Raw genomic sequence first — 23,615 nt, 5'->3', positions numbered from 1 at the left:
TTTTTACGGTTCCCGGATCATTTGTAGTATAATAGTCCTCGTGTTCAGGGAAGCTGGAGCAGACGTAAAAGGCAAACTTGTTGAAAGATAAGGACGCAAAGCCATGAGTCTAAAGCATTCATGCCAGGATTGTCAGGCTGCCAATTGCAATTCGGAAAGGCTATGTTCAAACACACATTTGGTTTTCACCCGCTGCCGCTAACCTGGCAAGAGCGAATCCGCCTGCCGTGTTTAACGAAGCCTTTCAGAAAAAGATGGCTTTCGTCTCAATGTAGATCATCCCAGACATTCGAGAACAAAATGAACTTTGATGGAGGATCAGCCATTGTATCGGGAACCGAACATGAGAATTCGAAACAACAAACAATTAAGGTATCAGACTTTAAGGCGGGAACTGACGGGTTTAATGAAAGAGAAAAACATCAAACGGAACCCGAAGACAGAGGAAGCGCTGGAATTGTTCAGCCAGTATTATATTAACTACACAAATTTGACCAGCGGAAAGCATATTGATGAAACCATCATCAGGGAGTACATCCACTTCCACCTCCATTCCAGCCAAAAACGAAAGGCCTACACCTCTATAAAAAGACTGAAGGAAGATGTGAAAATACTGGAAAGTCTTTTTGACCAGTCAGAGGGCTCTTTCCGGCAAGCCGACTTTTCTTTGCTGAATTATTCTTTATGGGTAAACAGTGACACAGACAGCAAAGGGTTATATCATTAAGGAAACAGGACCATGCGATAAAACAGAAGGTAGAATCTCACGGGCTTTTGTGTTTTTTTACGGTCAGCTGCTTGTTTCAAGCTGAATATTTCTCCGGACCTTGCACGATTTTGACATAATTTTTCAGCTGAATGCAGAACATAGTTGAAAGATCCAATGATGCAATATTGATCGTTATGGAGGATTTTCATGAAGTTACTTCGATTATTTTTTTCGTTTTTGCTCCTCATTTCATTGCTGACCTTTCCTGCATCGGCCACAGGAGGACCTTTTGAGAACCTTGGTCCTCAGGTTAAGTATGTAAATGTGATACGCGGAAAGGCGGGACTCGATCAATATGGCCAGCCTCGTTTTTACGCCCTGCTGCAGGGTGAGCCTGCCAAGCTTGCAGTGATTGACCTTCAGACAGAGAAAATCGTGGATATTGAAACACTCCCGGGCGCTTCTGCGGCCTGGTCCATTGAAATAGATCCCCAGCACCGTGTCTGGGTTGGATCCACCCCGAATGAGCATCTGTACCGCTACGATCCGGAAACGAAAGAAATTACGGATCTTGGAAAAGCAACCACCACTTCCAACACCACCATTTGGGATTTAACGTACGATAAAAAGTCCAACCGGATTTTTGGGGTAACCTCCTATGGCGGATCTGTTATTACTTACAGCGAAGAAGAAGGCTTTAAAAGTCTCGGAGGGGTAATGAAAGGCCGGCGGTACGCGAGAAGTGTCGAATACGATGAAAAAACAAACACTCTTTATGTAGGGGTAGGATCTCCTGCCGCCCTGATAAAATGGGATCTGGACACAAACCAGAAGACAAACATCCTTCCGGAAAAGTATCAAAAGGATGCATCCGTGTACGACCTGAATTTATCCCGCGGAAGAGTCTATGCCAAGATGGAAAACCAAAGTATGCTTTTAGTCATAAACACGAAAAATGATCAGGTTGAGCATGAAATCCCTGCGGATTCCAGAGGGATCTCCCAAGCATGGGACGGGGATACAGTTTTTTACAGCTATAAGAAAAAGCTGTACGAGCTGAATCCAAAGGACGGAAAAAGCAAGGAAGTCAATTCAGATCTACCGGCAACAGCCGCTTCTCTGGATATCATTTCGATAGACGGTCAGCCTAAGCTTGTCGGCCTCTCGGCAAACGGAGGGAAGTTTTATCAATATCATTTAAAAGAAGATAAATACAAGGACACCATGCTCAATCTCCCTTCCCAGGCTGTGGATATTTATAACGTCGGCCAGGGAGTTAACGGAAACATCTACAGCTCCGGCTTTATCTCCGGAAAGCTGGGAGTGTACAACCCTGAATCCAAAGAAACAAAAATGTACAAAGGCGTCGGCCAGGTGGAGGACATGGCGTCCGTTGGAAAGAAAATGTATTTTGGAGTCTATCCGAACGCCATCCTCTATGAATACGATACCGCCAAAAACTGGGTACCGGGAGAAAATCCTAAAAGAATCATCAATCTCGGAGACAGCGGGCAGGACCGTCCAAAGGCGCTGGCAGGAGACGAAGAAAAAGAAAGACTTTACGCCGGAACCATTCCGAAACGCGGAGAAAAAACAGGAATGTTCCTCGTCTATGATGTGAACAAACGAAAAATTTCTTATAAAGAAAAACTCTCCTACAATCAAAGTGCGTCCGCCATGGTTTACAGCGAACAAAAAGACATCCTGTATTTTGCGACCAGCGCCTATGACGGCAGCGGAAACCTGTCCAACAAAAGCGCACAGCTTTATGCTGTTGACACAAACAGCCCCAAATACAGAAAAAAAGTCATTCAGCTTCCGGGCGGCTATGCCGTAAAGATTTCAGCCTTAACAATCACACCCGATGGAAGGCTGTGGGGAATCGTCGACAATAAACTGCTTGTCTACGACCCTGAAAAGGAAAAACCAAGCTTATATCCAATCACACCAAACCAGATCAAAGGCATGTACAAAACCGAAAGCCTGCTCCTCGACCCATCGGGCAAAAACCTGTACGGAACATTCCAGGGAATGCTGTTCAAGGTGGATATCGAGAGCCTGGAAATCACAAGCTACCGGACAAGTGATGTATTCCAGCTAGCCAACGACAGCCAAGGAAATCTCTATTACAACAGCCGGTCCAACCTATGGAAAATCCGGCCGGAGGATTTAACAAAGGATCATATCCTAACACCGGGAGAGCTCACCCTGCCGAATGTCTCATCCACCAACTCTTCCTTTCCGGTCGCAAGAGTCTATTCCGAGCACACCATTCTTCTCTATCGGAAAAAAGGCTCCACCATGGTGCCGGTCAAACAGCTAAAGGCCGACTCTTCGTACCGTGTATATGGAACGTATAAAAACTATTACCATATAGGGAACGACTACTATATTTATAACGAGCCCCACAAGGTATCCGCATACGTCGGAAGAGTATACGCAATGGGAGAGGCTGCCATTCTCAAACCCGACGGCTCCGTATACCGGACGCTGAAGCCCGGTGAAAATATGAAGGTTTACAGCTACGATGATCAAAGCTACGACGTTGGAGAAGGCTACAAAATCCAGAAAAATGGCGCTGTAACTTTTTCCATCGGAACAGTAGAGCTGAATAGCAACTCCATGATGTTCCAATACGGCGAAAACCTTCCAATCTTCAAGCTCCAGGCAGGAGAAAAATTTGAAATCGTCAAAACAGAAGGAAACAAACTGATCTTAGGCAACGGCTACTATCTGGAATACAACAAACGCACCATGACCTATAAGAAAAACTAATTTGACCCCGGGTGAATGCTGCCGGGGTTTTTTTGTACCTAGCGTGCGAAAGACGGCTTTTCAAGATTTCTTGTTGCGGTTTTTGTTCTGTGCCTCCGATCTCCGCTCAAATATCGTGCTTGCAGCCTGGCTTCCTCCAGACTCTTCGAACATTGCACCTGCAGGGTCGCTGGTCGCTGCCTCCGACCCCGATTATGTCTACTAGACTCACTCCGTCCCCCAATCGCCAGAAGCGTTGGTATGAAAGGGAAGAGAGACGTCTGTCTCTGTCCCCTGATGCTTCACCGTACCGGGGGTCGGAGGCACTGTACTGCCCTTCAAGATCTTCACCACTTGCGCCAGGAGTCTCGCTTCCTCCGCCCCTTCAAATATTGCACCTGGAGTCTCGCTGCTTCCGCCCCTTCAAATATCGCACCTGCAGCCTTCCTGCCTCCGACCCCCACTCTGCTAAAGCACGAAAGCTCCGGCACCGTCTCTACGACTCTTACAGCGCCCAGGGTTTACGGCACGAGGTCTCTGACCCCACATGCGGTGAAGCAAGTGGGGTCAGGCAACGTGCCTGACCCGCAGTCCATTAGCAGGCTAAAGCTCCGGCACCGGCAGTCAAACCCCTTCCCGCCCAAGGCATGGCGGATCCCGGTCTCTGTCCCCACTTACGGTGAAGCGGAGCGGGCCAGACCCTTTAAATATTGAACCTGCGGCCTGGCTGCCTCCGACCCCCGCTCTGCTAAAGCACGAAAGCTCCGGCACCGCCTCTACGACTCTTACAGCGCCATGGGTTTGTGGTACCAGGTCTCTGACCCCACATGCGGTGAAGCAAGTGGGGTCGGGCACCGTGCCTGGCCCGCAGTCCATTAGCAGGCTAAAGCTCCGGCACCGGCAGTCAAACCCCTTCCCGCGCAAGGGCTGGCGGATAACGGTCTCTGTCCCCACTTACGGTGAAGCGGAGCGGGCCAGACCCCGCCCCGCAATTCCATCCGCCCTCGCCCTCGCCATCCGTCACCAGCCCCCGTCCGCCATCCCCGCCCTCGCCATCCGTCACCGCCGCCCCCGCCCCGGCAATCCTCTGCAACTTTCTAACCGTTTACAACGTTTCACAGATGAAGTCAAGTCTGGAAATGTATTGGTTTAATGGTAGATTATTAGAGAGATAGAAAAAGCTGAGAGGAATGTGAATGTGAGAAAATTAGCTGTATCATTGATCCTTTTTATTTGCTGTTTGGGAGTGTTTTTTCAAGACGGAAAAGCATCGGCTGCTTCTTTTTCTGTGAATGGAAATCAGACATACACGTACGAGATCATGAAAAGAGACATTCAGGCTTTAGCGGCTTCTTATCCGGAATTAATCCGGTATAAGTCAGTTGGAAAGTCTGAGTATGGACGCGATATTTATGCGGTTGCCATTGGGAAAGGGCCTGCTGAGGTTTTTGTAAATGGGTCACATCATGCAAGGGAATGGATGACGACCAGTGTCAATATGGTCATGATTGACCAGTATGCAAAAGCTTATTACGGCAACAAATCCATTAATGGCTTGCCTGCGAGATCCATCCTTGATAAGACGACGATGTGGTTTATTCCGATGGTCAATCCTGACGGGGTAACGCTCCAGCAATCGGGCATTAACTCGATTCCGGCTGGTGATCGTTCGGCAGTCCTGAAAATGAATGAGGGCAGCTATGATTTCAAACGCTGGAAAGCGAATGGAAAAGGGGTTGACCTGAATCGCCAATATGATGCGAAATGGTCCACTATCGTTAGTAATCCCGGAAAGCCGTATTGGCAAAATTATAAAGGCAAAAGTCCTGCATCCGCAGCTGAAGTGAAGGTGGTTCTTAATTTCCTGAAAACGATTGATGCGGAGATGTCTGTCAGCTATCATTCCAGCGGGGAAATCCTCTTCTGGAATTTTTACCAGACGGGATCACGCTATACGAGAGATCAAAATTATGCGAAGCAGCTTGGCAGAATGACGGGCTACCGTCTCGTTTACCCAGGCCCTAATCCTTCAGGCGGGGGCTTCACGGATTGGTTCCTTCATGTGAAAAAACGTCCTGCCTTTACCCTGGAGATCTCACCGTATGCAGGGAACACACATGTACCGCTAAAAAATTTCAATAGCATTTGGGAAGAGAATAAAGATGTGGGCCTTTACATAGCGAAGGAAGGGTACAATCTTTATCAGCAGAGGGAAGGCAAGACCTATGATGCGAAAGTGGCCCAGGTCAGTTCTTATTTGAGCTCCACCTATAAACTGAGACCGTACTACTCTTCCAATATTCAATCAACAGCGAACCTGTATATCATGTCTACTTTAGAAAACCGTTATTCTGCATCAGCCGCCGGCTTGAAAAAGGCGGAGCAGCTGGCAGCATCCCTGCCTTCGTATTACCGTGAAACCGCACAGCGTAAAATCAATGATGCGAAGCAGATTCATTCTAAAACGGGAGCGTTTATGGAAGCAGTCAGATCAGGCGATGATCTCACCATTCAGCGCTGGAACGTTGAGTCGTTTATGAAAAAGGGAACGCTTAACGATGCCGCTGTGAATGAGTACCATAAAATGCTTGACCTGCTAAGAAAAGAAGAGATTGCAATTGGTAAAGTGTATACCCGAAAAGTCCGGGATCTCTTCGGCGAAAAGTATTTGCTGCCGGCTAAAATCACGAGAGATACCATTCAATTTGAGATGTCCCAATATAAATTGCTTAAGTCGATCATAGGATTAAAGCAGTCCGGCGCCTCTCAAACTGTGATAAATGAAAAGATTGCGGTTTATGACCGCCTTAAGGCAAGAGGGATTTCCTCTAAAAAGGAATGGAACCAGAAATATCCAGGACAGTACCCGGATATCCCGGGATTTGAAACAGTGCTGCAACAATTAGAGAGCCAGATTAGATAACTATGGAAAGAAGGAGGTCTTTTGGCCTTCTTCTTTTTTATGTAATTTGAGGATCGGGCGAATAAAGTATGAGATTTTTGGAGAATAATAGCATAATTAATCGTAATATCACTTTATTGCAATCTTTTTGTAATATAAGGGCATAATGTAATAGAACTGTTATACTACTTCCTTCCTCCGTCCTGTATACTAATCTTGTGCTAAAGGAGGAAGAACATGAAAAAACCGATTATTGCATTTGGACTAGCAACGTCCCTTTTATTCAGTTCGTATCTGCCCGCCACTAAAGCCGAAGCTGCCTCTGTTTCTATCGAAAATAATATCGTTAATATAAGCAAACAATACATAGGTGTCCCATACAAATGGGGCGGAACAACACCTTCAGGGTTTGATTGCTCCGGGTTTGTAGGCTATGTATTCAATAAAGCGGGAATTTCGCTTCCGCGTACAGCAGATGGTCTGTACAATTCCAGCGATTCAAAAAAAGTGACTTCTAAAGCAGCAGGAGATCTCGTATTTTTCAAGACAACAAGCAAACCGACAGTATCCCATGTAGGAATCTACGTTGGCAACAACAGCTTTATTCACGCTTCTTCATCCAGGGGTGTCATGATCAGCTCACTCAGCAACAGCTACTGGAAGAGTGCTTACGTCGGAACGAAAAGACATTCCCGTCTATCAACGGTTAAAGCCGCATCCGTTGAAAACTATACAGCATCTTCTGAAAGACTATTTAAAAACCTAAAATCCAGGTACTCTTCTGTTTCAAAAATTAATAGTTTAGATTCCTCTCTATTAGGGGAATACAATAGGTTGAAAGGAAAAAGTACATCAGCGAGCTTTAATACAAACATGCTTCGTTCCGCTTATGTGCTGGACTCCGTAAAAAAAGGCCTTGCTCTTGATAAACTTGGCAGTGACTATAAGGCTATGGCTCTAAAAGGCCAGCACCGTACGGCTGCAGGCAAAAAGCTGTACAGTGAGTTTATTTCGAAGCTTAAGTACACAGAAGCCTCCATTGGCAACATGTACGGAGCCACTTCCCGCAAAATGTTCAATGACCGCTTTATTTCTAAAGCAAAAGTAATCCGCGATACGTACAAATAAAAACGGCGATTGAACATTTTGATGAACGGTTAAAAGGAACCCCGAGGTTAACAAAAAGTACTCAGAGCTTGGCTCTGAGTACTTTTTTGCCTGGATTTTCTATAGTGTGTCTGATCGGATTCAACTTTTTGCTGGAAATTTACATAAAAGATGATTGGAAAGGTTTACAAGTCCCGGGTCATCTGTTTTATTTTGCGGGTACTTGTGATATTGTGTATTAGGTGGAAATTTATCATTCTGATAGGTCTCCTATATCATAACCGAGTTGCGCAGTCAGCAGGAAAACATGTTAAACAGAATACAGTCCTAACAATTGTATGACGTTCGTTTGGCTCTGACAAAACACACCTTGATTATGCTAAAATAGGTAAGTATGAGTAAATGCTGGGCCGGCTGCTGCCGGTACTTAAATTAGATTATGTTAAGGAGAAGATACTGTATGAAAGTGCCTATGTTAGATCTTTCCGAACAATATTCCAACTTGCGGGATGAAATGCTGAAAGCACTGGATGACGTGATGACTTCAACACGTTTTATCCTTGGAAGCAATGTGAAAAAATTGGAGACTGACGTAGCTGAATTCAGTAATGTTCCATATGCTGTAGGCGTGGCCAACGGCAGTGACGCTATACATATTTCTTTGCAGGCTTGCGGCGTAACAGCTGGAGACGAGGTCATTACTACTCCATTTACGTTCTTTGCTACTGCGGGTGCGATTGCGCGCTGCGGAGCAACTCCTGTATTCGTTGATATTGATCCGGTAACCTTCAATATTAACCCTGAGCTGATTGAAGAAAAAATCACTCCTAAAACTAAAGCGATCATTCCTGTTCATCTATACGGACAAATGGCTGAGATGGACCGCATCATGGAGATTGCGGACAAGCATGGCATTTATGTAGTGGAAGATGCTGCACAGGCAATCGGCGCTACATATAAAGGAAAGAAAACGGGAGAATACGGCCACACGGCTACGTACAGCTTCTTCCCGACGAAAAACCTTGGCGCTTACGGCGATGCCGGGATGATCGTGACAAAGGATGAGGATCTGGCTGAAAAAATGAGCGTGATCCGCGTTCACGGAAGCAAGCCGAAGTATTATCACCACGTTCTTGGGTACAACAGCCGGCTGGATGAAATGCAGGCAGCTGTATTGAATGTGAAGTTCCCTCACCTGCAGGAGTGGAGCGAAAAGCGCCGTGCACGCGCAGATATTTATACGGCCCTGCTTAAGAATAAGCTAATGGATAAAGTGGTAACACCTGTAGAAGTAAGCGACCGCTATCATGTGTTTCATCAGTACACCATTCGTGTGGAACGCCGGGATGAGCTTCAGCAGTTCCTGAAGGAGCAAGGTGTGGCAACGATGATTTATTACCCGCTTCCATTAAATGTACAGCCTGTATTCGCTGAGCTAGGCTACAAAGACGGAGACTTCCCTGAGTCTGACAAGGCTGCCAGAGAAGCGATTTCCTTGCCAATGTTCCCTGAGCTTACGGAAGAACAGCAAAGCTATGTCGTGGAATGCATCGAAAAATTCTATAACTAAACGTAATCAGTCGCCTTTTACTGGGGAATTCTACCGGTAAAAGGGGCTTGTTTATTTGTATAGGCGGGCTTTTACTATTTAACAAGGAGTTTACGCATGGAAAAACGTGACTATTTATACGAATACCTCGTGTATTTTTGGAAAAAGAAATGGCTCATCGTCGGAATTCCGCTTGCGGCCGCTCTTCTCGCCTACGGGTTATCCATTGTGTCAAGCAGCGGATATGAAGGAAGTGCAAAGTTTTATACGTCTGAAATGATTTCAGATTATTTAACAGATCCAGAGCTTCTTCAAAAAGAGTACGGCGGGAAATATGATGATAAAGTACAAGTTGACGTTCTCGGCCAATACAAGGTGGAATTTTCCGTATCAGGGGAAGATAAAGCGTCGGTTGAAAAGGTACTGAATGAGGCATCTGCTGAATACTTCCAATCATTAGAAGATGAAGCTGAAATTATTAAAAGCGGTACAGAAGAAAAAAGGGCACGGAATCAGGAACTGCTTGAAACGGCAGAGAAATCCTATGAAGTTATGTCTGAAAGACTACAAAATGACTCAGAAAACCTGGACAGTGAACAAATGGCGATCATGAGTGATGCGATCGCGAAGCTGGATAAACAGATTGGTCTCTATACTGACACGGTTCTGGGCACTGAAAAGGATCTGAATTTTTATGAAGAGCCCGACATTCTGAGCCAAACCGTTTCTAAAGAAGATTCAAATTCAAAAGCAAACGCACTTGTCGGGTTTATTATGGGCTTGTTCCTTACGCTGCTCGGCTTAATGCTGGCGAAATACTTACAAGAAGCAAGGAAGGCGAGAATCGATGACTAATTTTGCGGTAGTAGGAATGGGATTTATTGCGAAAAAGCATATTCAGGCAATCGAGGATGCGGAAGGTGCGAACCTGGTCGCTGTTTGCGATACAAATGCAGAGCGTCTTGCTGAATATGAGGGAAAAGTGAACACGTATACAGACCTTGAGCAAATGCTGAAGGAACAGGAAGATCTGGACGTTGTTAATATTTGCACACCATCCGGCCTTCACAAGCCGCTTGCCGAGCTGACGGCTTCCTATGGCAAGCATATTATTGTTGAGAAACCGATGGCTCTTCTAAATGATGACAGCGAAAAGATTATGGAGGCTGCCGCGAAGAACGGGGTAAAGCTCTCCGTTGTTCATCCAAACCGTTTCCGACCGGCAATCCGCAAGCTGCGCGGGCAAATGGATGCCGGCAAGTTCGGCAAATTCAGCCACGCGAATGCGACAGTGCGCTGGAACCGCGGCCAGGCTTATTATGACCAGGCTCCATGGCGCGGTACGAAGAAGTTTGACGGCGGTGTCCTGATGAATCAGGCTATTCATAATCTGGATCTGCTTCTATGGTTCATGGGCCCTGTTAAAAGTGTACAGGCCATGGCCACTACACGCTTCCGTGATATTGAAACCGAAGACCTGGCTGTTAGTGTTGTGGAATTTGAGTCCGGAGCACTCGGTGTGATTGAAGCGGCAACGACGATCTATCCAAAAAACCTCGAGGAATCACTGGCGATATTTGGAGAGACAGGGAGCGCCAAAATCAGCGGACGCAATGCGAACTTTATTGAGACGTGGGATTTTGAAGGCGAGACCGATGAAGACCGTGAAGCAGCGATGAAAGAAATTGAGGCGGATCCGTTCGGAAAGCCTGGTCATCAGTGGATCATTGAAGATATGGCAGCGGCGGTAAAAGAAGACCGCGATCCGGTTGTCACAGGTCTTGATGGCTATGCCCCGATCCAGCTGATCAATGCCATCCTGGAGTCGGCTGAAACCGGAAAGAAAGTCTATCTTTCAAAACCGGCTGTTACGAACTAAGAGTGAGATATTTTAAGGAGATGAATGTTTATGGGAGCTCATATTGATGAGTTGCTTTCAAAGATAGAGTCGAAAAACGCAACAATTGGTGTTGTAGGTTTAGGATATGTAGGACTTCCGCTTGCAGTAGAAAAAGCAAAAGCAGGCTATAAAGTAATTGGCTTTGATGTACAGCAGTCCCGTGTGGATATGGTTAACGAAGGCACGAACTACATCGGGGATGTCGTGAATGAGGACCTGAAGGAAATCATCGATAACGGTCTTCTTCTGGCGACTACCGACTATTCAAAAATTCAGGATGTGGATGCGGTTGCGATTTGTGTTCCGACACCGCTTGACCATCATCAGCAGCCGGATACATCGTATGTGGAAAGCTCTTCTAAGCAAATTGCCAAGTACGCCCACAAAGGCATGCTCGTTGTCCTTGAATCCACAACCTACCCAGGCACTACAGAAGAGATTGTCGTGCATGCGTTTGAAAAACAGGGCTTTGTGATCGGGGAAGATATTTTCGTAGCGTACTCTCCTGAGCGCGTTGACCCCGGCAACAAGGAATTCAAAACAAAAAACACCCCGAAAGTTGTTGGCGGAATTACAGCTAATTGTACAAAAGTCGCTTCTTCCCTTTATCGCCACGTTTTAGAAGGAGAAGTGTTCGAGGTATCCAGCCCGGCGGTAGCAGAAATGGAAAAAATCTTCGAAAACACGTTCCGCCACATTAACATTGCGCTGGCAAATGAAATGGCGATCCTTTGCGAACGAATGGGAATTGATGTTTGGGAAGTAATTGATGCCGCGAAAACGAAGCCGTACGGTTTTATGGCATTCTATCCGGGACCGGGTCTTGGCGGACATTGTATTCCAATCGATCCATTCTACCTGACATGGAAAGCACGCGAGTACAATTACCATACACGCCTGATCGAGCTTGCCGGTGAAATCAACAATGCGATGCCTGAGCACGTTGTAGAACGCAGCATGCGTCTGTTGAACAAAGACGGAAAAGCGATGCGCGGTGCAAACATTACCGTTCTTGGTGTAGCTTACAAGAAAGACATTGACGATGTCCGTGAATCTCCGGTTCTTCACATCTTAGATTCTCTTGTCGAGGAAGGGGCATCGGTAAGTGTAGTAGATCCTTTCGTTACTTCCTTCAAGCTGCGCGGCGAAAAAGTAGAAACCGTTCCATTGACTGAAGGGCTGCTTGAGGATTCCGACCTTGTGCTACTGACAACAGACCACAGCACATTTGACTATGAGATGATCGGAAAACACAGCCGTTCCCTGTTTGACACGCGCAATGCGATGAAAAACACTGAGAACAAGCCTGCTAACTATACAAAACTGTAAGAGGGAGCGTTGTTCGATGAATGTAATCAACAACTCGGTGCAACTGGATGAATCCGTTGTAATGGGCCACTTCAATGTGATTGAAGAAGGCGTCCAAATGGGGAAAAATGTTTCAATCGGCCATCACGTTACGATTTACGCGGGAACCATCGTTGGAGACGGCGTCCGCATTGGAGATGGCGCTGTGATCGGCAAGCAGCCGACTCCGGGGAAAACGAGCACGGTGAAGCTTTCAGGCTCCATGCAGCCGCTGGAGCTTGGCGCTGACGTAACGATCGGCAGCAATGCCGTCCTTTACGCTGGAGCTAAAATCGGCCAGTCTACGCTGATCGCAGACCTTGCAAGCGTCCGGGAAAATGTAGCAATTGGAGACGAATGCATCGTCGGCCGCGGCGTAACCGTCGAAAACCATGTAAAAATCGGCAAGCGGGTCAAAATTCAATCAAACTCCTACATCACAGCCTATACCGAGCTCGAAGACTTTGTTTTTATCGCACCATGTGTGACGACGACAAACGACAACTTTATGGGCCGTACAGAAGAGCGCTTTGATAAAATCAAAGGCGCCACTGTAAAAAAAGGCGCCCGTGTAGGCGGGGCCTCCATCATCCTGCCAGGCATTACAGTCGCAGAAGAAACCTTTGTCGCAGCCGGCGCCCTTGTCACGAAAGACACAGAAGCCGAAACGGTTGTCAAAGGAATCCCTGCTAAATACCTCAGACCGGTAGATAAGAGGGAGCTGCTGTAAGTTGCTGAACCAGCTCAAGCGTTTTGGAGGGGATTCCCTCCTCTACGCGCTTATGAATGTAGGAACCAAGCTAATTGCATTTTTAATGCTTCCGATTTATACAAGCTTTGTAGGCAGCTCAGAGTACGGGATTTTTGATCTGGTCGAGTCTACGACCAACCTGCTGACGTTCCTTATTATTTTTGGAACGGACTCTGCCCTTGCCTATTTTTACTTTGAAAAAAAGCATGCGGAAAGGAAAATGGATTACGTCAGAAACGTCTTCCTATTCCGTTTTCTGATTGCTCTTGGCCTTGTGGTGCTGTCCTTTATCCTGGGCCCATGGCTTTCTGTCTGGCTTACCGGGGAACCGGGTCATGAATACGTCATTCAGCTGGCCTTTATCGTTTTGCTTATGGAAGCGATGATTACTGTCATTTTGACCTTTTTCAGGTTTGAATTTTTAACTTTGAAGGTAGTCATTCCAACTGTCGCAAGGCTTGCTATGGTTGCTGTCTTTTCCTACCTGTTTTTGCTTGTTTTTGCACAGGAAATCGACATGATCTTCTATGGCCGGATTGTGGCTGCCGGAGTCATTATTCTGTTTCTCCTTCCGCAATTTAAAAATTTCTTTACGATCCGATTCGATAAGACCATCATGAAAGAGCTGCTGATCTACGGAGCTCCGCTCGTTCCGGCTTCATTATCCTTCTGGCTCATCGCCCAGGCAAACCGCTTTTTCATTAATGGTTTTGAAGGCCTGGAAGCAAACGGTCTTTTCGGAGCAGCCATGAAGTTTGCAACGGTCATAACCCTGCTTACTTCCGGAGTGCAGATGGCCTGGCGTCCTTACTCGATGTCCATTAAAGACAAGCCGAATGCCAAAAGCATTTTTGCCAGCGTCTATGTGCTGATCTTCGCGATTGGAATGTTTGGATTAATGGGAATTGCCACGTTCATCCCGTTCATTTTTGAAGCAGTGATGACAAACGAAGAGTTCCACCCGGCAAGTGTGTATATCCCCTTGCTGAGTCTGGGAGCCTTTCTCAATTTCTATTACCTGATCATATCGGTCGGTCTCTTTATAAAAAAAGAAACAAAGCCGATTTCCATTCAGTTTGGTATAGCGGCTGCCATTAGCATCATACTAAATATCATTCTGATCCCGCTGTACTCCTTATGGGGAGCAGCCATGGCCATTACGATTTCCTACGGCTATGCAACGGTAGCCATCTTTATCCGTAGCCAGAAAACATACCACGTACCGGCACCAGTCGGAAAACTGATTTTCATGTTTATCACAAGTTTGCTGTCTATTGCAGCTGTTCAATATATTTTGGACTTCTCAAATTTAAGTATTTGGCTTGTCCTGATCCCTTGGGCATTTTTCTTATTAACGAATGGCGGAATATTGCTGACACTAAGAAAAAGAGGAAAAACAGACGCCGGAGACACGCAATAAGTCGAGCATCTCAACAAACAAAAAGCGGGTTCTTGTTTCGCCCGCTTATTCTTTACATAAAGGAGCTTCGGTCGTATTATGGTTTATTTTTTAATTTGGGCTGCGGTACTAGTTATTTCCTTTAATCTGTTCAAGAAAGTATCAGGTTCCATGTCCCTGCTTACCCCAAACCTATTATCCATAACCTTTTACTATTCTCTGCTCGCCTCCACCTTTATCGGGTCACTCCTCATTGTGCTGGAGATTGATGATCACTACATGATTAAATCTCTGTCAGACGATTATTACCGTTATCTGGGCTTCTTCTTCATTTGCTTTATCATGCTCGTGATGCCGCTTACGATGTTTCTGCTGAACAAGCTCGCAGGCTTTAACGGGGAAAAAGAATTCAAAAGCTACTTAGCAGCGCCTGTATACAAAGAAGAAAACGGCAGCCAGCTGTTTTATCTGTACTGCTTTTTTACAGCGATGTCCCTCGGGGCAATCGGCTACACTATCTTAAAAATCGATGCCATCCCGATCCTCCAGCTCCTTAAAGGCTCGGACAACCTGGCAGAATTGCGGATCGATGCCTCCCATAACTTCGGAGGAAGCACCGTCATCCGGAACATCTTCGGCGTTGCTCTCGCTCCAATCCTGTCGATGGTCACGTTCATCTATTTTTATCAGCGGAAAGAGCTCCGCTGGTTCGTCCTTTTTGCCCTGACAACAGGCGGAGCACTCTTTATGGCCGTCTATGACTTATCCAAAGCACCTATCTTTTTTTACGCCATCACCGTCCTGCTGCTGCTTATCTACCTGCGGATCATTAAGCTCACCTGGCTTCGCCTCGCCATCCTTGGTGGATTCGGAGTCATTCTGCTCGTCGTGATGTACGTATTTATTCAAGGTGTAACAGAACCATCAAGCTTTTTATCCTACAACAGCGGACCAATCGGTCGCATCCTGCTGTCACAGGTAGGACCCTTTTATCTTCACCTGGATCTGTTCACAGACCGGATGGACCTGCTGTATGGGCAAAGTCTGCCATCCTCGATCCTCGGCCTGTACGATATGGAACAGGTGCGCTCTGCAAGACTCGCAATGGAAGTCTTCTACCCGCAAAAAGTGGAAGAAGGAACAGCCGGCGTACTCAACACGATCTTCGCTGCTGAAGCGTATGCAAACTTCGGCTACGCAGGAATTCTGCTTGGAACCATCTATGTAGGAGCTGTCATTCAAATCATTTACATGCTCTTCATCAGATTGCCGAAAACTCCATTATTCCTGGCCCTGTTCATCTACTTCACCGTGAACATTCCAAGAATCGTAATCGGAGGCTTTGCCGACTTCCTATTCAACCCGATGTGGATCGCTGTACTCGTCATTCTTCTGACCCCATACGTACTGTTTTACCTGTACAGACTGGTAAAGAAATTCAGAAAAAACAGCATGAACGGACAATTATCCTGATCGAATGAAGACTGGCCTTTATAGGCTGGTCTTTTTTTGGTGGGCCGGGCGGAGGCAACTGTGGCAGTGGCAGTGGCAGTGGCAGTGGCAGTGGTAGCGACAGTGGCGAATTTTGTCGAAAAGTCTTTATATTAAGAATACGGACAATAAATCAAAAGTACGGACAATAAAATGGAGAGTATGGACAATAAAACGAAAGTACGGACAATAAATCCAAAGTACGGACAATAAATTAAGTTGACAGCTTAATTGACTGGTATGAGGATCATTTAGGTACCCGTGAATCATAGAAAACCGCATCTTACGGGCCAAATATTCAGCATCAGAAGCAAAAATTGAGGCTTTTCATTCTGTTTTAAGCTGGTTAGAGAAGAGTAGTCTCTGGGCGCTGGTCTTTTTTTCGCGGACCGAGCGGCGGCGAGAGAAGGAGCGGCGAATTTTGTCGAAAAGTCTTTATATTGAGAATACGGACAATATATCCAGAATACGGACAATAAATCGAAAGTACGGACAATAAATCAAAAGTACGGACAATAAATTTAAAAAACAGCCAATAATTGATCAAATCAGGTAGTATCACGATCATGTTGGCACCAGAAAAGCATTGAAAACCTCAACTAGAGGGCAGGATGAGATCATCCGTGCTAAAAAATTTCAAAAAAAAACGAAAGATAGACCCAAATAAGTGGCTTCTTGCGGTGTGAATATAGAAGTGTTATGCGGATTTGTAGCCGTGCCTCCTACGTTTACGTGGAGGGTGGGGGCACAGCTATGCAAACGGGGTTTCTCCTTAACGTGCAGCCTGACGCACTCCAAAAAAACCCCCCGCCCAAAGCCATGGACGGAGGTTTCCGAAATACGTTATTTTCCTACAACCGTACCCGGGAAGTAGTGTTTGACAATGTCTTCTGCACTGGAGCCTTTGTTGGCAAAGCCGTTTGCACCGTATTGGCTCATGCCGATTCGGTGGCCCCAGCCTTTGCCGTTGACGGCAATTGTGGCAGGGTCAGCTTCTTTTGAAACGGGACCGGAGACGGTTTGGATCTGAACGGTGCTGTTTTGAACACTGACCGGTTTGCCGTCTGCGCCCATGATAGATGCACCTTTAACGGAGAATTGCTGTTGGACCGTATTCCCGGAACCTTGAACGGTAAAGGATTTTACAGGGTTCAGTGTGAACCAGTTGGAGCGCAGCATTCCGTAATAGCGATCAACAGGGAACAGTTTGCGGATGACGCTTTCGTTACCGGAAACGGTTTTGGTTCCTGCAGAGGTTACGGCGGTTACGCTTCCGATTTCACCGTTTTCTCCTTTAGGATTGGCTTTCAGGTCATAAAGAACGGTATTGGCTGTGTTGTAGCCGAATTTTTGCAGGATCGTACCTGATGCGAAATGATCCGTCCAGTTGCTGTGAGATGAGGCTTCATAAGGATCCTCTACGCTTTTCAGGTACGGGAAGGTCGTTTTGCTTGATCCCCAAACGTCCCAGGCATTGGCGGTTTGTCCGCCGCTTGTGGAGTAAAAGAAGGACTGAATCGGTTTCCCGTTATGCTTGACCATCACGCCAGCGGTTTCATCAACCGCTTTATTGCTGCGGCTGTGTTCCTTCGTGTAGCCGTTATAAGCCTGGCTTGAAGGGGTGTTGGTCAGGTTCATCGTGTTCACAGCATAGCTTCTTGCTACGATGGCTTGGGCCTTTAGAGCTTCCATGTGCCAGCTAGCCGGCATTTCGTTCGGCACGACCCCTTTTAAATATTCTTCGAGTCCGAGAACATTACGGAGGGAGCCGTCTGCTTTCGTTTCAAAGCCTCCTCTGTACTGTAGGCTGCCGTATTTAAATAGCGATAAGACCGTTGGGGAAGACTGAACGGCTGCTGTTTTTGACGAAACCCAGCCTTGCAGTCCGTTCGCAAGCTTGACATTATACCATTTGACTCCTGATACAGTTGTTTCTCCTGTATATTCAGCTGCTTCAATTTTTTTAACAGAAGCTACGGATGCTGCTTTGTCATCGGCTGCAGATCTTACCGTCGTCGGGCTGGTAAACTTGACGATCTTTTCTGGCAGATTGGTAAGCTCTGAAACTCTAAAACCATTAGCTGCAGAATAAGAATCCGTCCCTGCAGTAATTTTGGAGCTTCCGCTTCCGGCCGTAATCGTTAATGTTGATTCCGGCAGAAGAAGGGTTTTTTCACGTGTGCTTAAATTTTCAAGTTCAAATAATCCGTTAAGCTGAACCTGAAGGGAGGTTTTTGTGGCCAGCTTGACCTTAGTCTCCTGAGTATAGAACGCTTTTTCATAGGCCATACTGGCCGGGCTGAATCCAAATAGAAGGGCGGCTGTTAAGAGCGCTCCTCCGGCAAAGGCTCTTCCTTTCATTGGATTATCTCACCTCGCCGTTTGAGAGCTTTACGCATCCGTCAACGCCGTTAGGGAGCTTAACGTGAATCCAGACTTCGCCTGTAGAAGAATTTTTGAACGTGTTCAAGTATTGTACGGTTTGACCTGCATTAACGGTTCCTTTTTGTCTGTAGGAAGAATCGGCACCTCTCAATACTGGCGCAGTTTTTGATGCAACAAAGGATGTCGGCTTTTTAACAGCGGATGTGCTTACTTCCCAGTCCGCGATGTATCCCGTTTTTCCATTGTACGTTACGAGGAAGTAACGGCCGTCGCTGGAGATGAATTGATCCTTAACGGTTAAAGCTTGTCCCATTGGAGCGCTTGTTAAGGTGGAATAATGCTCCATCGCTCCGCGCAGGATATCCCCAACTGGTGTTTTTACGTAAATAGTAGAAGGAAGAGAAGGCTTTACATTGGAGATTTCAAGGTTTTTGATTTCTTTCTCAAGGTTTGCAACGCGGTTATTCAGAGGCGTTAGCTGAGAAGTTACCCATTCAACACTTGCTAATACAAGATTGCTGCTTGCGGATGAAGAGGCGATTGGCATAAATACACCGCCAGCTACGATTCCTGCACCAAATACTAGAGCAATTTTCATCTTTTTCATATTCTTCATTTCCTCCTTTAAAATAACGGCCACTTTATGAAAGCCAATGTATAAAGACGTAATGTGCCACTTATAACTTCGGCTAAAAATGTCAATTGTTTAGGAAAAATGTAAGGTTATATGAAAAGAGGTGCGGGAAATAAAAAAAAGGCCCCCTTTCCACAGGGGGCCTTGCAGATTATTTTGCCGGGTCTAAGCTGGATTCCTTCATCGTGTCCTCATTTTGCTCTTCGCGAATGCTGATTTTCTTGTGCTCAAGATGACTTTGAAGTTCTTCTCTGACTTCTTCCATCTTTTCTTCAATCGGCTGGTAATAATAGCCGCTGTTTAAGTTTAAATCTTCTCCTTCGATCTTTAGCTGGTCGATCTGATCTGTTTTAAATCCACTGTACGATTGCTGGAAGCCGAGTGCCTCTGAAATACGAAGATTGGTTTCCACATTTTCGGCAATTTGATTGGCGATATCATCTACCTTCATGATGTTCTGAGGTGCTGTCGCTTTTTTGATAATGGCCGTTATGATTTCCTTCTGACGGTCGTTTCGTCCAAAATCACCCCGCGGATCCTGTTTCCTCATCCGGGCATACGCAAGTGCTTCTTCACCGTCTAGGGTTTGCTTGCCTTCTGTAAAGTAAATGCGCTTTCCGGTTTCATCGCTTTTTTCGTAAAAATCGAACGGAACATCCACTTCTACGCCATTCAGTTCATCAATGACTTTTTTGAACGCTTCAAAATTAACGGTTGCGTAATAGTCGATTGGGATATCTAAAAAGTCCTCTACCGTCTGGACAGCCAGTTCCTTGCCGCCATACGAGTAGGCATGGGTTATTTTGGTTTCGCCGTGTCCTTCTACATCCACTAAAGTATCCCGCGGGATGCTCAGCATTTTCATAGATTTTTCCTTTGGGTTCAGTGTGACAACAATCAGGGTATCACTGCGTCCGCCTTCCCCGCCGGATGAATAATCTTCAACCCCCATAATCAGAATGGATACAGGGTCTTTGGCTAATTCAACCGCCTGCTCCCGGAGTGCTGATTTTTCTCCCCGCTCAAGTCCTTCATAGGACCTGTCAGCTGCCTGCCATGCCGAAACCCCGATAAAGGCCAGGTATCCTCCGCCAATCAGCAGCAAAAGGAGCAAAAAAAACAAAATTCGCTTAAAAACCGATTTTTTCTTTTTTTTCTTTCTGACTACTCGTCTATATTCAGCCATACCATCTTCTCCTAACTTACCTCTTCTTCCAAATATGTGACATCTCCTTGCGTAATTTCGCTCTGGCCGTTGGTCAGCTCTGTCATCCAATTGGTAAAGGTTTCCGTTTGTTCTGAAGCCACATACGTTTCGATCTCTACATCATGTAAATAATGAATATCTTTAATCAGGTACTCTGATGACCGGAGTTCATTTTCAAGTTTTCCAAGCCAGGTATAGTCAACTTTAGTATGCAAAATTTTCATTAATTTACGCTCTACTATACCTGTTTGGTTCAGGCCCTCTGAAACAGACTGTCCGTAAGCGCGGATTAAGCCTCCGGCTCCCAGTTTAATCCCGCCGAAGTACCTCGTAACAACAGCAGCGGTATCCTTAAGCTGGCGTTTCTTCAGCACCTCAAGCATCGGCACACCCGCTGTTCCGCTCGGCTCGCCGTCGTCATTTGCCTTTTGGATTTCATCTCTTTCTCCTATTAAATAGGCGGAACAGTTGTGGTTGGCATTGTGATGGAGTTTTTTGATCTCCTGTATAAAAGCTTGGGCTTCCTCTTCGGATGTAACCCGGCGGATATGGCAGATAAATCGCGATTTCTGGATGATTATCTCATGCTCTCCGCTTCCTTTTGCTGTATAATAAGCAGTAAGCATGTTTGTACACCTCCTGGTTCCATAACGGGGAAAACCGGTATCTTTATACATATCATCAAACCATAAAGGGAAGAAAAAATATTCAGTGTTTTTTAATCTGCATTATTCCATTATATAGCGCCTGTTTTACGACTTCAATTACAATCTCATAATATAATCATGATATTTAAAGCAATGGAGGTAATTTCTGGTGAATCCCAAGAAGATCGACAGCGTCCTGCTCGATGAAATTCTGAATAAGATGATCTCAACGGTGGACGGGAGCAAGGGTGAAATTTTTGCCATCGGTGAACAATCCCGCACTCAATATGAAACGCTTGTTGAAGAGCTCAGCATTATAAAAACACAGGTGAACGATGTCATTGAAGCCGGTGATAAGCTTGAAGTTCAGTCAAGGCATGCACGGAAAAGGCTGTCTGAGGTCAGCAAAAATTTTAACCGGTTTACAGAGGATGAGATTCGGGAAGCTTACGAAAGAGCTCATTCCCTGCAAGTGGAGCTAACCACGATGCAGCACCGGGAAAAACAGCTCCGTGACCGGCGGGACGAGCTTGAACGCAGACTGCTCGGATTGCAGGAAATTATTGAACGCTCAGAAGCGCTTGTCACCCAAATCAGTGTCGTGCTGAATTACTTGAGCCAGGACCTGCGTCAGGTAGGAATTCTCTTAGAGGATGCCCAGGCCAAACAGGACTTCGGACTCCGGATCATCGAAGCGCAGGAGGAGGAGCGCAAGAGAGTTTCGAGGGAAATCCACGACGGACCTGCGCAAATGCTCGCAAACGTCATGATGCGCTCGGAATTGCTTGAACGCATATTCCGTGATCGGGGAACCGAAGAAGGGTTCAATGAAATCCGCAATCTTCTCCAGAATGTCCGCAATGCTTTATATGAGGTGAGGAGAATTATCTACGATCTTAGGCCTATGGCTTTGGATGATCTTGGATTAATTCCGACTTTAAGGAAATACTTACATACAATCGAGGAATACAACGGAAAAACAAAAATGCACTTCCAAAGCTTTGGGGAAGCGGAGGAAAGAAGACTTCCTCCCCGTTTCGAAGTGGCGCTTTTCCGTCTTGCCCAGGAAGCCGTTACAAATGCACTGAAGCATGCCCAGGCATCAGAAATTTCCGTAAAAGTCGAAGTGTCGCCCGAGTACGTGAACCTTTTGATCAAGGATGACGGCAGCGGCTTTGATTTAAGCGAGATGAAAGAAAAGAAAAACAAATCATTCGGACTGGTCGGAATGAAAGAGCGTGTTGAACTTCTCGACGGGACCATGAACATCGATTCTGTCATTGGAAAAGGAACAAGTATTATGATCAAGGTTCCTTCCATATTTTAGATGTATGCTTCCGGGCCGTCCTGTTTTACCATAAGGACAGGAAATCTTTTAGCAAAAGATAAGAAAAACGTCATGAAATTGCGGGGTTTCTTCGCTGCGTCAAAGCAGGAAACTAGCGACGAAAGTCTCATTGACGGAAGGTATGAGGATAGGACTAGAATGAAGTGAGTGGGGAGGCGTATTAGTGACCATGAAAACAAGAATTGTAATTATTGACGATCACCAGTTATTCAGAGAAGGCGTAAAACGTATTCTTGATTTTGAACCATCATTTGAAGTAGTAGCAGAAGGCGACGACGGTGACGAGGCCATGCGCATTGTAGAAGAGCATAAGCCCGACACAGTCATCATGGATATAAATATGCCAAACGTAAACGGTGTGGAAGCGACAAAACAGCTCGTCGAAGCCAACCCGGACACAAAGGTTATCATCCTATCCATCCATGACGACGAAAACTACGTGACCCGTGCCCTTAAAACAGGTGCCCGCGGCTACCTTCTCAAAGAGATGGACGCAGACACCCTGATTGAAGCGGTTAAAGTTGTAGCGGAAGGCGGATCTTACCTGCATCCGAAGGTTACCCATAACCTCGTAAACGAATTCCGCAGACTGGCAACATCAGGAGCAGGCGGCGGCGGACAGCAGCTGCAGCCGGAAATTCGCAGACCTTTACATATCCTGACCAGACGCGAATGTGAAGTTCTTCAAATGCTCGCTGACGGAAAAAGCAACCGCGGAATCGGAGAAGCTCTTTTCATCAGTGAAAAAACCGTCAAAAACCACGTTTCCAACATCCTTCAAAAGATGAACGTAAACGACCGTACCCAAGCCGTCGTTGTGGCCATCAAAAACGGATGGGTGGAAGTGCGCTAAGCTTAATCAGCATATGAACCATAACAAAAAGCTGAAGACCCGGGTCCAGTTCCCTTGGTGTTCAGCTTTTTTTGTGCTGTGAGGCTGGATAGAGTGCGGGGGACCGCAATGGATGGCAGGTAAAAGCGGATTGGAGTCAGTGGGGGAGTGAGTTGTGCCTTGTTCTATTGGGAACGGGCTGCACTTTGTGGTACCGGGCGGGACTAGCGGCGGGGTCTCTTGGGGAACCACTGATAGAACCACCGGGACAAGTTTGGCGGGATCAGCGGTGGAATGAGCGGAGCTGGTGTGGTGGAGGCATTGGCGGGATGAGCGGACCTGGTCTGGTGGAGGCATTGGTGGAGTGAGGCATTGGCGGGGTCTGGCCCGCACCGCTTCACCGCAGGTGGGGACGGAGGCTGAGTCTGCTCAGGGCTAGAGCCCCAATGGATAAGAAGGATGGTGCCGGAGCTTTAGTTTGGTAGAGAAAGTGGGGCCAGGCACCGTGCCTGGCCCGCTGTCCTTTAGTGCAAGTGGGGACAGAGGCAGCATTGTTTTGCCCTTAGAGCCCCAACGAGTAGAGAAGCCGGTGCCGGAGCTTTAGTGCTTTAGAGAAGTCGGGGTCAGGCACCACGGAGGTGCACCGAAGGATC

The 23,615-nt window shown here is 46.5% G+C and carries 17 protein-coding genes and 1 riboswitch; of the genes, 13 read left to right on the top strand and 4 right to left on the bottom strand.

Annotated elements, in window-relative coordinates; translation table 11 throughout:
• The first annotated feature begins 60 nt into the window (after positions 1 to 60).
• Positions 61 to 145: riboswitch (cyclic di-GMP riboswitch) on the top strand.
• Positions 146 to 325: 180 nt separating this feature from the next.
• The 11 genes from ACQCV8_RS02345 (at position 326) to ACQCV8_RS02295 (ending at position 15,891) form a co-directional block, all read left to right on the top strand.
• A complete protein-coding gene (locus tag ACQCV8_RS02345) occupies positions 326 to 727 on the top strand; it encodes a swarming motility protein SwrAA (protein ID WP_426842931.1) in 402 nt (133 codons plus the stop codon).
• A 189-nt stretch (positions 728 to 916) separates the two neighbouring features.
• Positions 917 to 3,484, top strand: a complete 2,568-nt coding sequence (locus ACQCV8_RS02340; protein ID WP_426842930.1) for a hypothetical protein — start codon at positions 917 to 919, stop codon at positions 3,482 to 3,484.
• Positions 3,485 to 4,661: 1,177 nt separating this feature from the next.
• Positions 4,662 to 6,386 carry a M14 family zinc carboxypeptidase gene (locus ACQCV8_RS02335; RefSeq protein WP_426842929.1) on the top strand — a complete coding sequence of 575 codons (1,725 nt, stop codon included), beginning with the start codon at positions 4,662 to 4,664 and terminating at the stop codon, positions 6,384 to 6,386.
• A gap of 216 nt (positions 6,387 to 6,602) precedes the next feature.
• Complete coding sequence (locus ACQCV8_RS02330) at positions 6,603 to 7,493, top strand: NlpC/P60 family protein (protein ID WP_426842928.1); 891 nt, start codon at positions 6,603 to 6,605, stop codon at positions 7,491 to 7,493.
• 439 nt (positions 7,494 to 7,932) lie between these two features.
• The gene (locus ACQCV8_RS02325) at positions 7,933 to 9,042 is read left to right on the top strand and encodes a DegT/DnrJ/EryC1/StrS family aminotransferase (protein ID WP_426842927.1); all 1,110 of its coding nucleotides are present in this window, start codon (positions 7,933 to 7,935) and stop codon (positions 9,040 to 9,042) included.
• Between the two features lie 96 nt (positions 9,043 to 9,138).
• Entirely contained in the window at positions 9,139 to 9,876 is a 738-nt protein-coding gene (locus tag ACQCV8_RS02320; protein ID WP_426842926.1) for a hypothetical protein, read from the top strand.
• Positions 9,869 to 10,900 carry a Gfo/Idh/MocA family protein gene (locus ACQCV8_RS02315; RefSeq protein ID WP_426842925.1) on the top strand — a complete coding sequence of 344 codons (1,032 nt, stop codon included), beginning with the start codon at positions 9,869 to 9,871 and terminating at the stop codon, positions 10,898 to 10,900. Before ACQCV8_RS02320 ends, ACQCV8_RS02315 begins: the two co-directional genes overlap by 8 nt.
• Before the next feature lie 30 nt (positions 10,901 to 10,930).
• Entirely contained in the window at positions 10,931 to 12,250 is a 1,320-nt protein-coding gene (locus ACQCV8_RS02310; RefSeq protein ID WP_426842924.1) for a nucleotide sugar dehydrogenase, read from the top strand.
• A gap of 16 nt (positions 12,251 to 12,266) precedes the next feature.
• A complete protein-coding gene (locus ACQCV8_RS02305; RefSeq protein WP_426842923.1) occupies positions 12,267 to 12,998 on the top strand; it encodes a DapH/DapD/GlmU-related protein in 732 nt (243 codons plus the stop codon).
• Position 12,999: 1 nt separating this feature from the next.
• Positions 13,000 to 14,439 (top strand): lipopolysaccharide biosynthesis protein, encoded by a 1,440-nt coding sequence (locus ACQCV8_RS02300; RefSeq protein ID WP_426842922.1) that lies wholly within the window; start codon positions 13,000 to 13,002, stop codon positions 14,437 to 14,439.
• 78 nt (positions 14,440 to 14,517) lie between these two features.
• Positions 14,518 to 15,891 carry an O-antigen polymerase gene (locus tag ACQCV8_RS02295; protein WP_426842921.1) on the top strand — a complete coding sequence of 458 codons (1,374 nt, stop codon included), beginning with the start codon at positions 14,518 to 14,520 and terminating at the stop codon, positions 15,889 to 15,891.
• 861 nt (positions 15,892 to 16,752) lie between these two features.
• On the opposite strand, the gene ACQCV8_RS02290 is transcribed toward ACQCV8_RS02295, so the two are convergent.
• The 4 genes from ACQCV8_RS02290 to ACQCV8_RS02275 all read right to left on the bottom strand — a co-directional run bounded on the left by ACQCV8_RS02290 (position 16,753) and on the right by ACQCV8_RS02275 (position 20,761).
• A complete protein-coding gene (locus tag ACQCV8_RS02290) occupies positions 16,753 to 18,270 on the bottom strand; it encodes a SpoIID/LytB domain-containing protein (RefSeq protein WP_426842919.1) in 1,518 nt (505 codons plus the stop codon).
• A gap of 4 nt (positions 18,271 to 18,274) precedes the next feature.
• Positions 18,275 to 18,901, bottom strand: a complete 627-nt coding sequence (locus tag ACQCV8_RS02285) for a hypothetical protein (protein WP_426842918.1) — start codon at positions 18,899 to 18,901, stop codon at positions 18,275 to 18,277.
• Positions 18,902 to 19,079: 178 nt separating this feature from the next.
• Entirely contained in the window at positions 19,080 to 20,114 is a 1,035-nt protein-coding gene (locus ACQCV8_RS02280) for an LCP family protein (RefSeq protein WP_426842917.1), read from the bottom strand.
• Positions 20,115 to 20,125: 11 nt separating this feature from the next.
• Positions 20,126 to 20,761, bottom strand: a complete 636-nt coding sequence (locus tag ACQCV8_RS02275; protein ID WP_426842916.1) for a YigZ family protein — start codon at positions 20,759 to 20,761, stop codon at positions 20,126 to 20,128.
• A 190-nt stretch (positions 20,762 to 20,951) separates the two neighbouring features.
• On the opposite strand from ACQCV8_RS02275, the gene ACQCV8_RS02270 reads away from it, so the two are divergent.
• A complete protein-coding gene (locus ACQCV8_RS02270) occupies positions 20,952 to 22,109 on the top strand; it encodes a sensor histidine kinase (RefSeq protein ID WP_426842915.1) in 1,158 nt (385 codons plus the stop codon).
• A 190-nt stretch (positions 22,110 to 22,299) separates the two neighbouring features.
• Positions 22,300 to 22,983 carry a response regulator gene (locus ACQCV8_RS02265; protein ID WP_426843353.1) on the top strand — a complete coding sequence of 228 codons (684 nt, stop codon included), beginning with the start codon at positions 22,300 to 22,302 and terminating at the stop codon, positions 22,981 to 22,983.
• The last annotated feature ends 632 nt before the right edge of the window (positions 22,984 to 23,615 follow it).

It is taken from the genome of Metabacillus sp. 84, from assembly GCF_050107715.1.
Taxonomy (GTDB): domain Bacteria; phylum Bacillota; class Bacilli; order Bacillales; family Bacillaceae; genus Metabacillus_B.
The sequence above is the reverse complement of the archived record's forward strand: the minus strand, read 5'-3'. Positions and strand labels throughout refer to the sequence as shown.

Excerpts from the sequence above, each read along its gene's own strand:
- ACQCV8_RS02340 (WP_426842930.1), top strand. The coding sequence starts at position 917 with ATGAAGTTACTTCGATTATTTTTTTCGTTTTTGCTCCTCATTTCATTG.
- ACQCV8_RS02330 (WP_426842928.1), top strand. The coding sequence starts at position 6,603 with ATGAAAAAACCGATTATTGCATTTGGACTAGCAACGTCCCTTTTATTC.
- ACQCV8_RS02325 (WP_426842927.1), top strand. The coding sequence starts at position 7,933 with ATGAAAGTGCCTATGTTAGATCTTTCCGAACAATATTCCAACTTGCGG.
- ACQCV8_RS02320 (WP_426842926.1), top strand. The coding sequence starts at position 9,139 with ATGGAAAAACGTGACTATTTATACGAATACCTCGTGTATTTTTGGAAA.
- ACQCV8_RS02315 (WP_426842925.1), top strand. The coding sequence starts at position 9,869 with ATGACTAATTTTGCGGTAGTAGGAATGGGATTTATTGCGAAAAAGCAT.
- ACQCV8_RS02310 (WP_426842924.1), top strand. The coding sequence starts at position 10,931 with ATGGGAGCTCATATTGATGAGTTGCTTTCAAAGATAGAGTCGAAAAAC.
- ACQCV8_RS02305 (WP_426842923.1), top strand. The coding sequence starts at position 12,267 with ATGAATGTAATCAACAACTCGGTGCAACTGGATGAATCCGTTGTAATG.
- ACQCV8_RS02295 (WP_426842921.1), top strand. The coding sequence starts at position 14,518 with ATGGTTTATTTTTTAATTTGGGCTGCGGTACTAGTTATTTCCTTTAAT.
- ACQCV8_RS02290 (WP_426842919.1), bottom strand. The coding sequence starts at position 18,270 with ATGAAAGGAAGAGCCTTTGCCGGAGGAGCGCTCTTAACAGCCGCCCTT.
- ACQCV8_RS02285 (WP_426842918.1), bottom strand. The coding sequence starts at position 18,901 with ATGAAAAAGATGAAAATTGCTCTAGTATTTGGTGCAGGAATCGTAGCT.
- ACQCV8_RS02280 (WP_426842917.1), bottom strand. The coding sequence starts at position 20,114 with ATGGCTGAATATAGACGAGTAGTCAGAAAGAAAAAAAAGAAAAAATCG.
- ACQCV8_RS02275 (WP_426842916.1), bottom strand. The coding sequence starts at position 20,761 with ATGCTTACTGCTTATTATACAGCAAAAGGAAGCGGAGAGCATGAGATA.
- ACQCV8_RS02265 (WP_426843353.1), top strand. The coding sequence starts at position 22,300 with ATGAAAACAAGAATTGTAATTATTGACGATCACCAGTTATTCAGAGAA.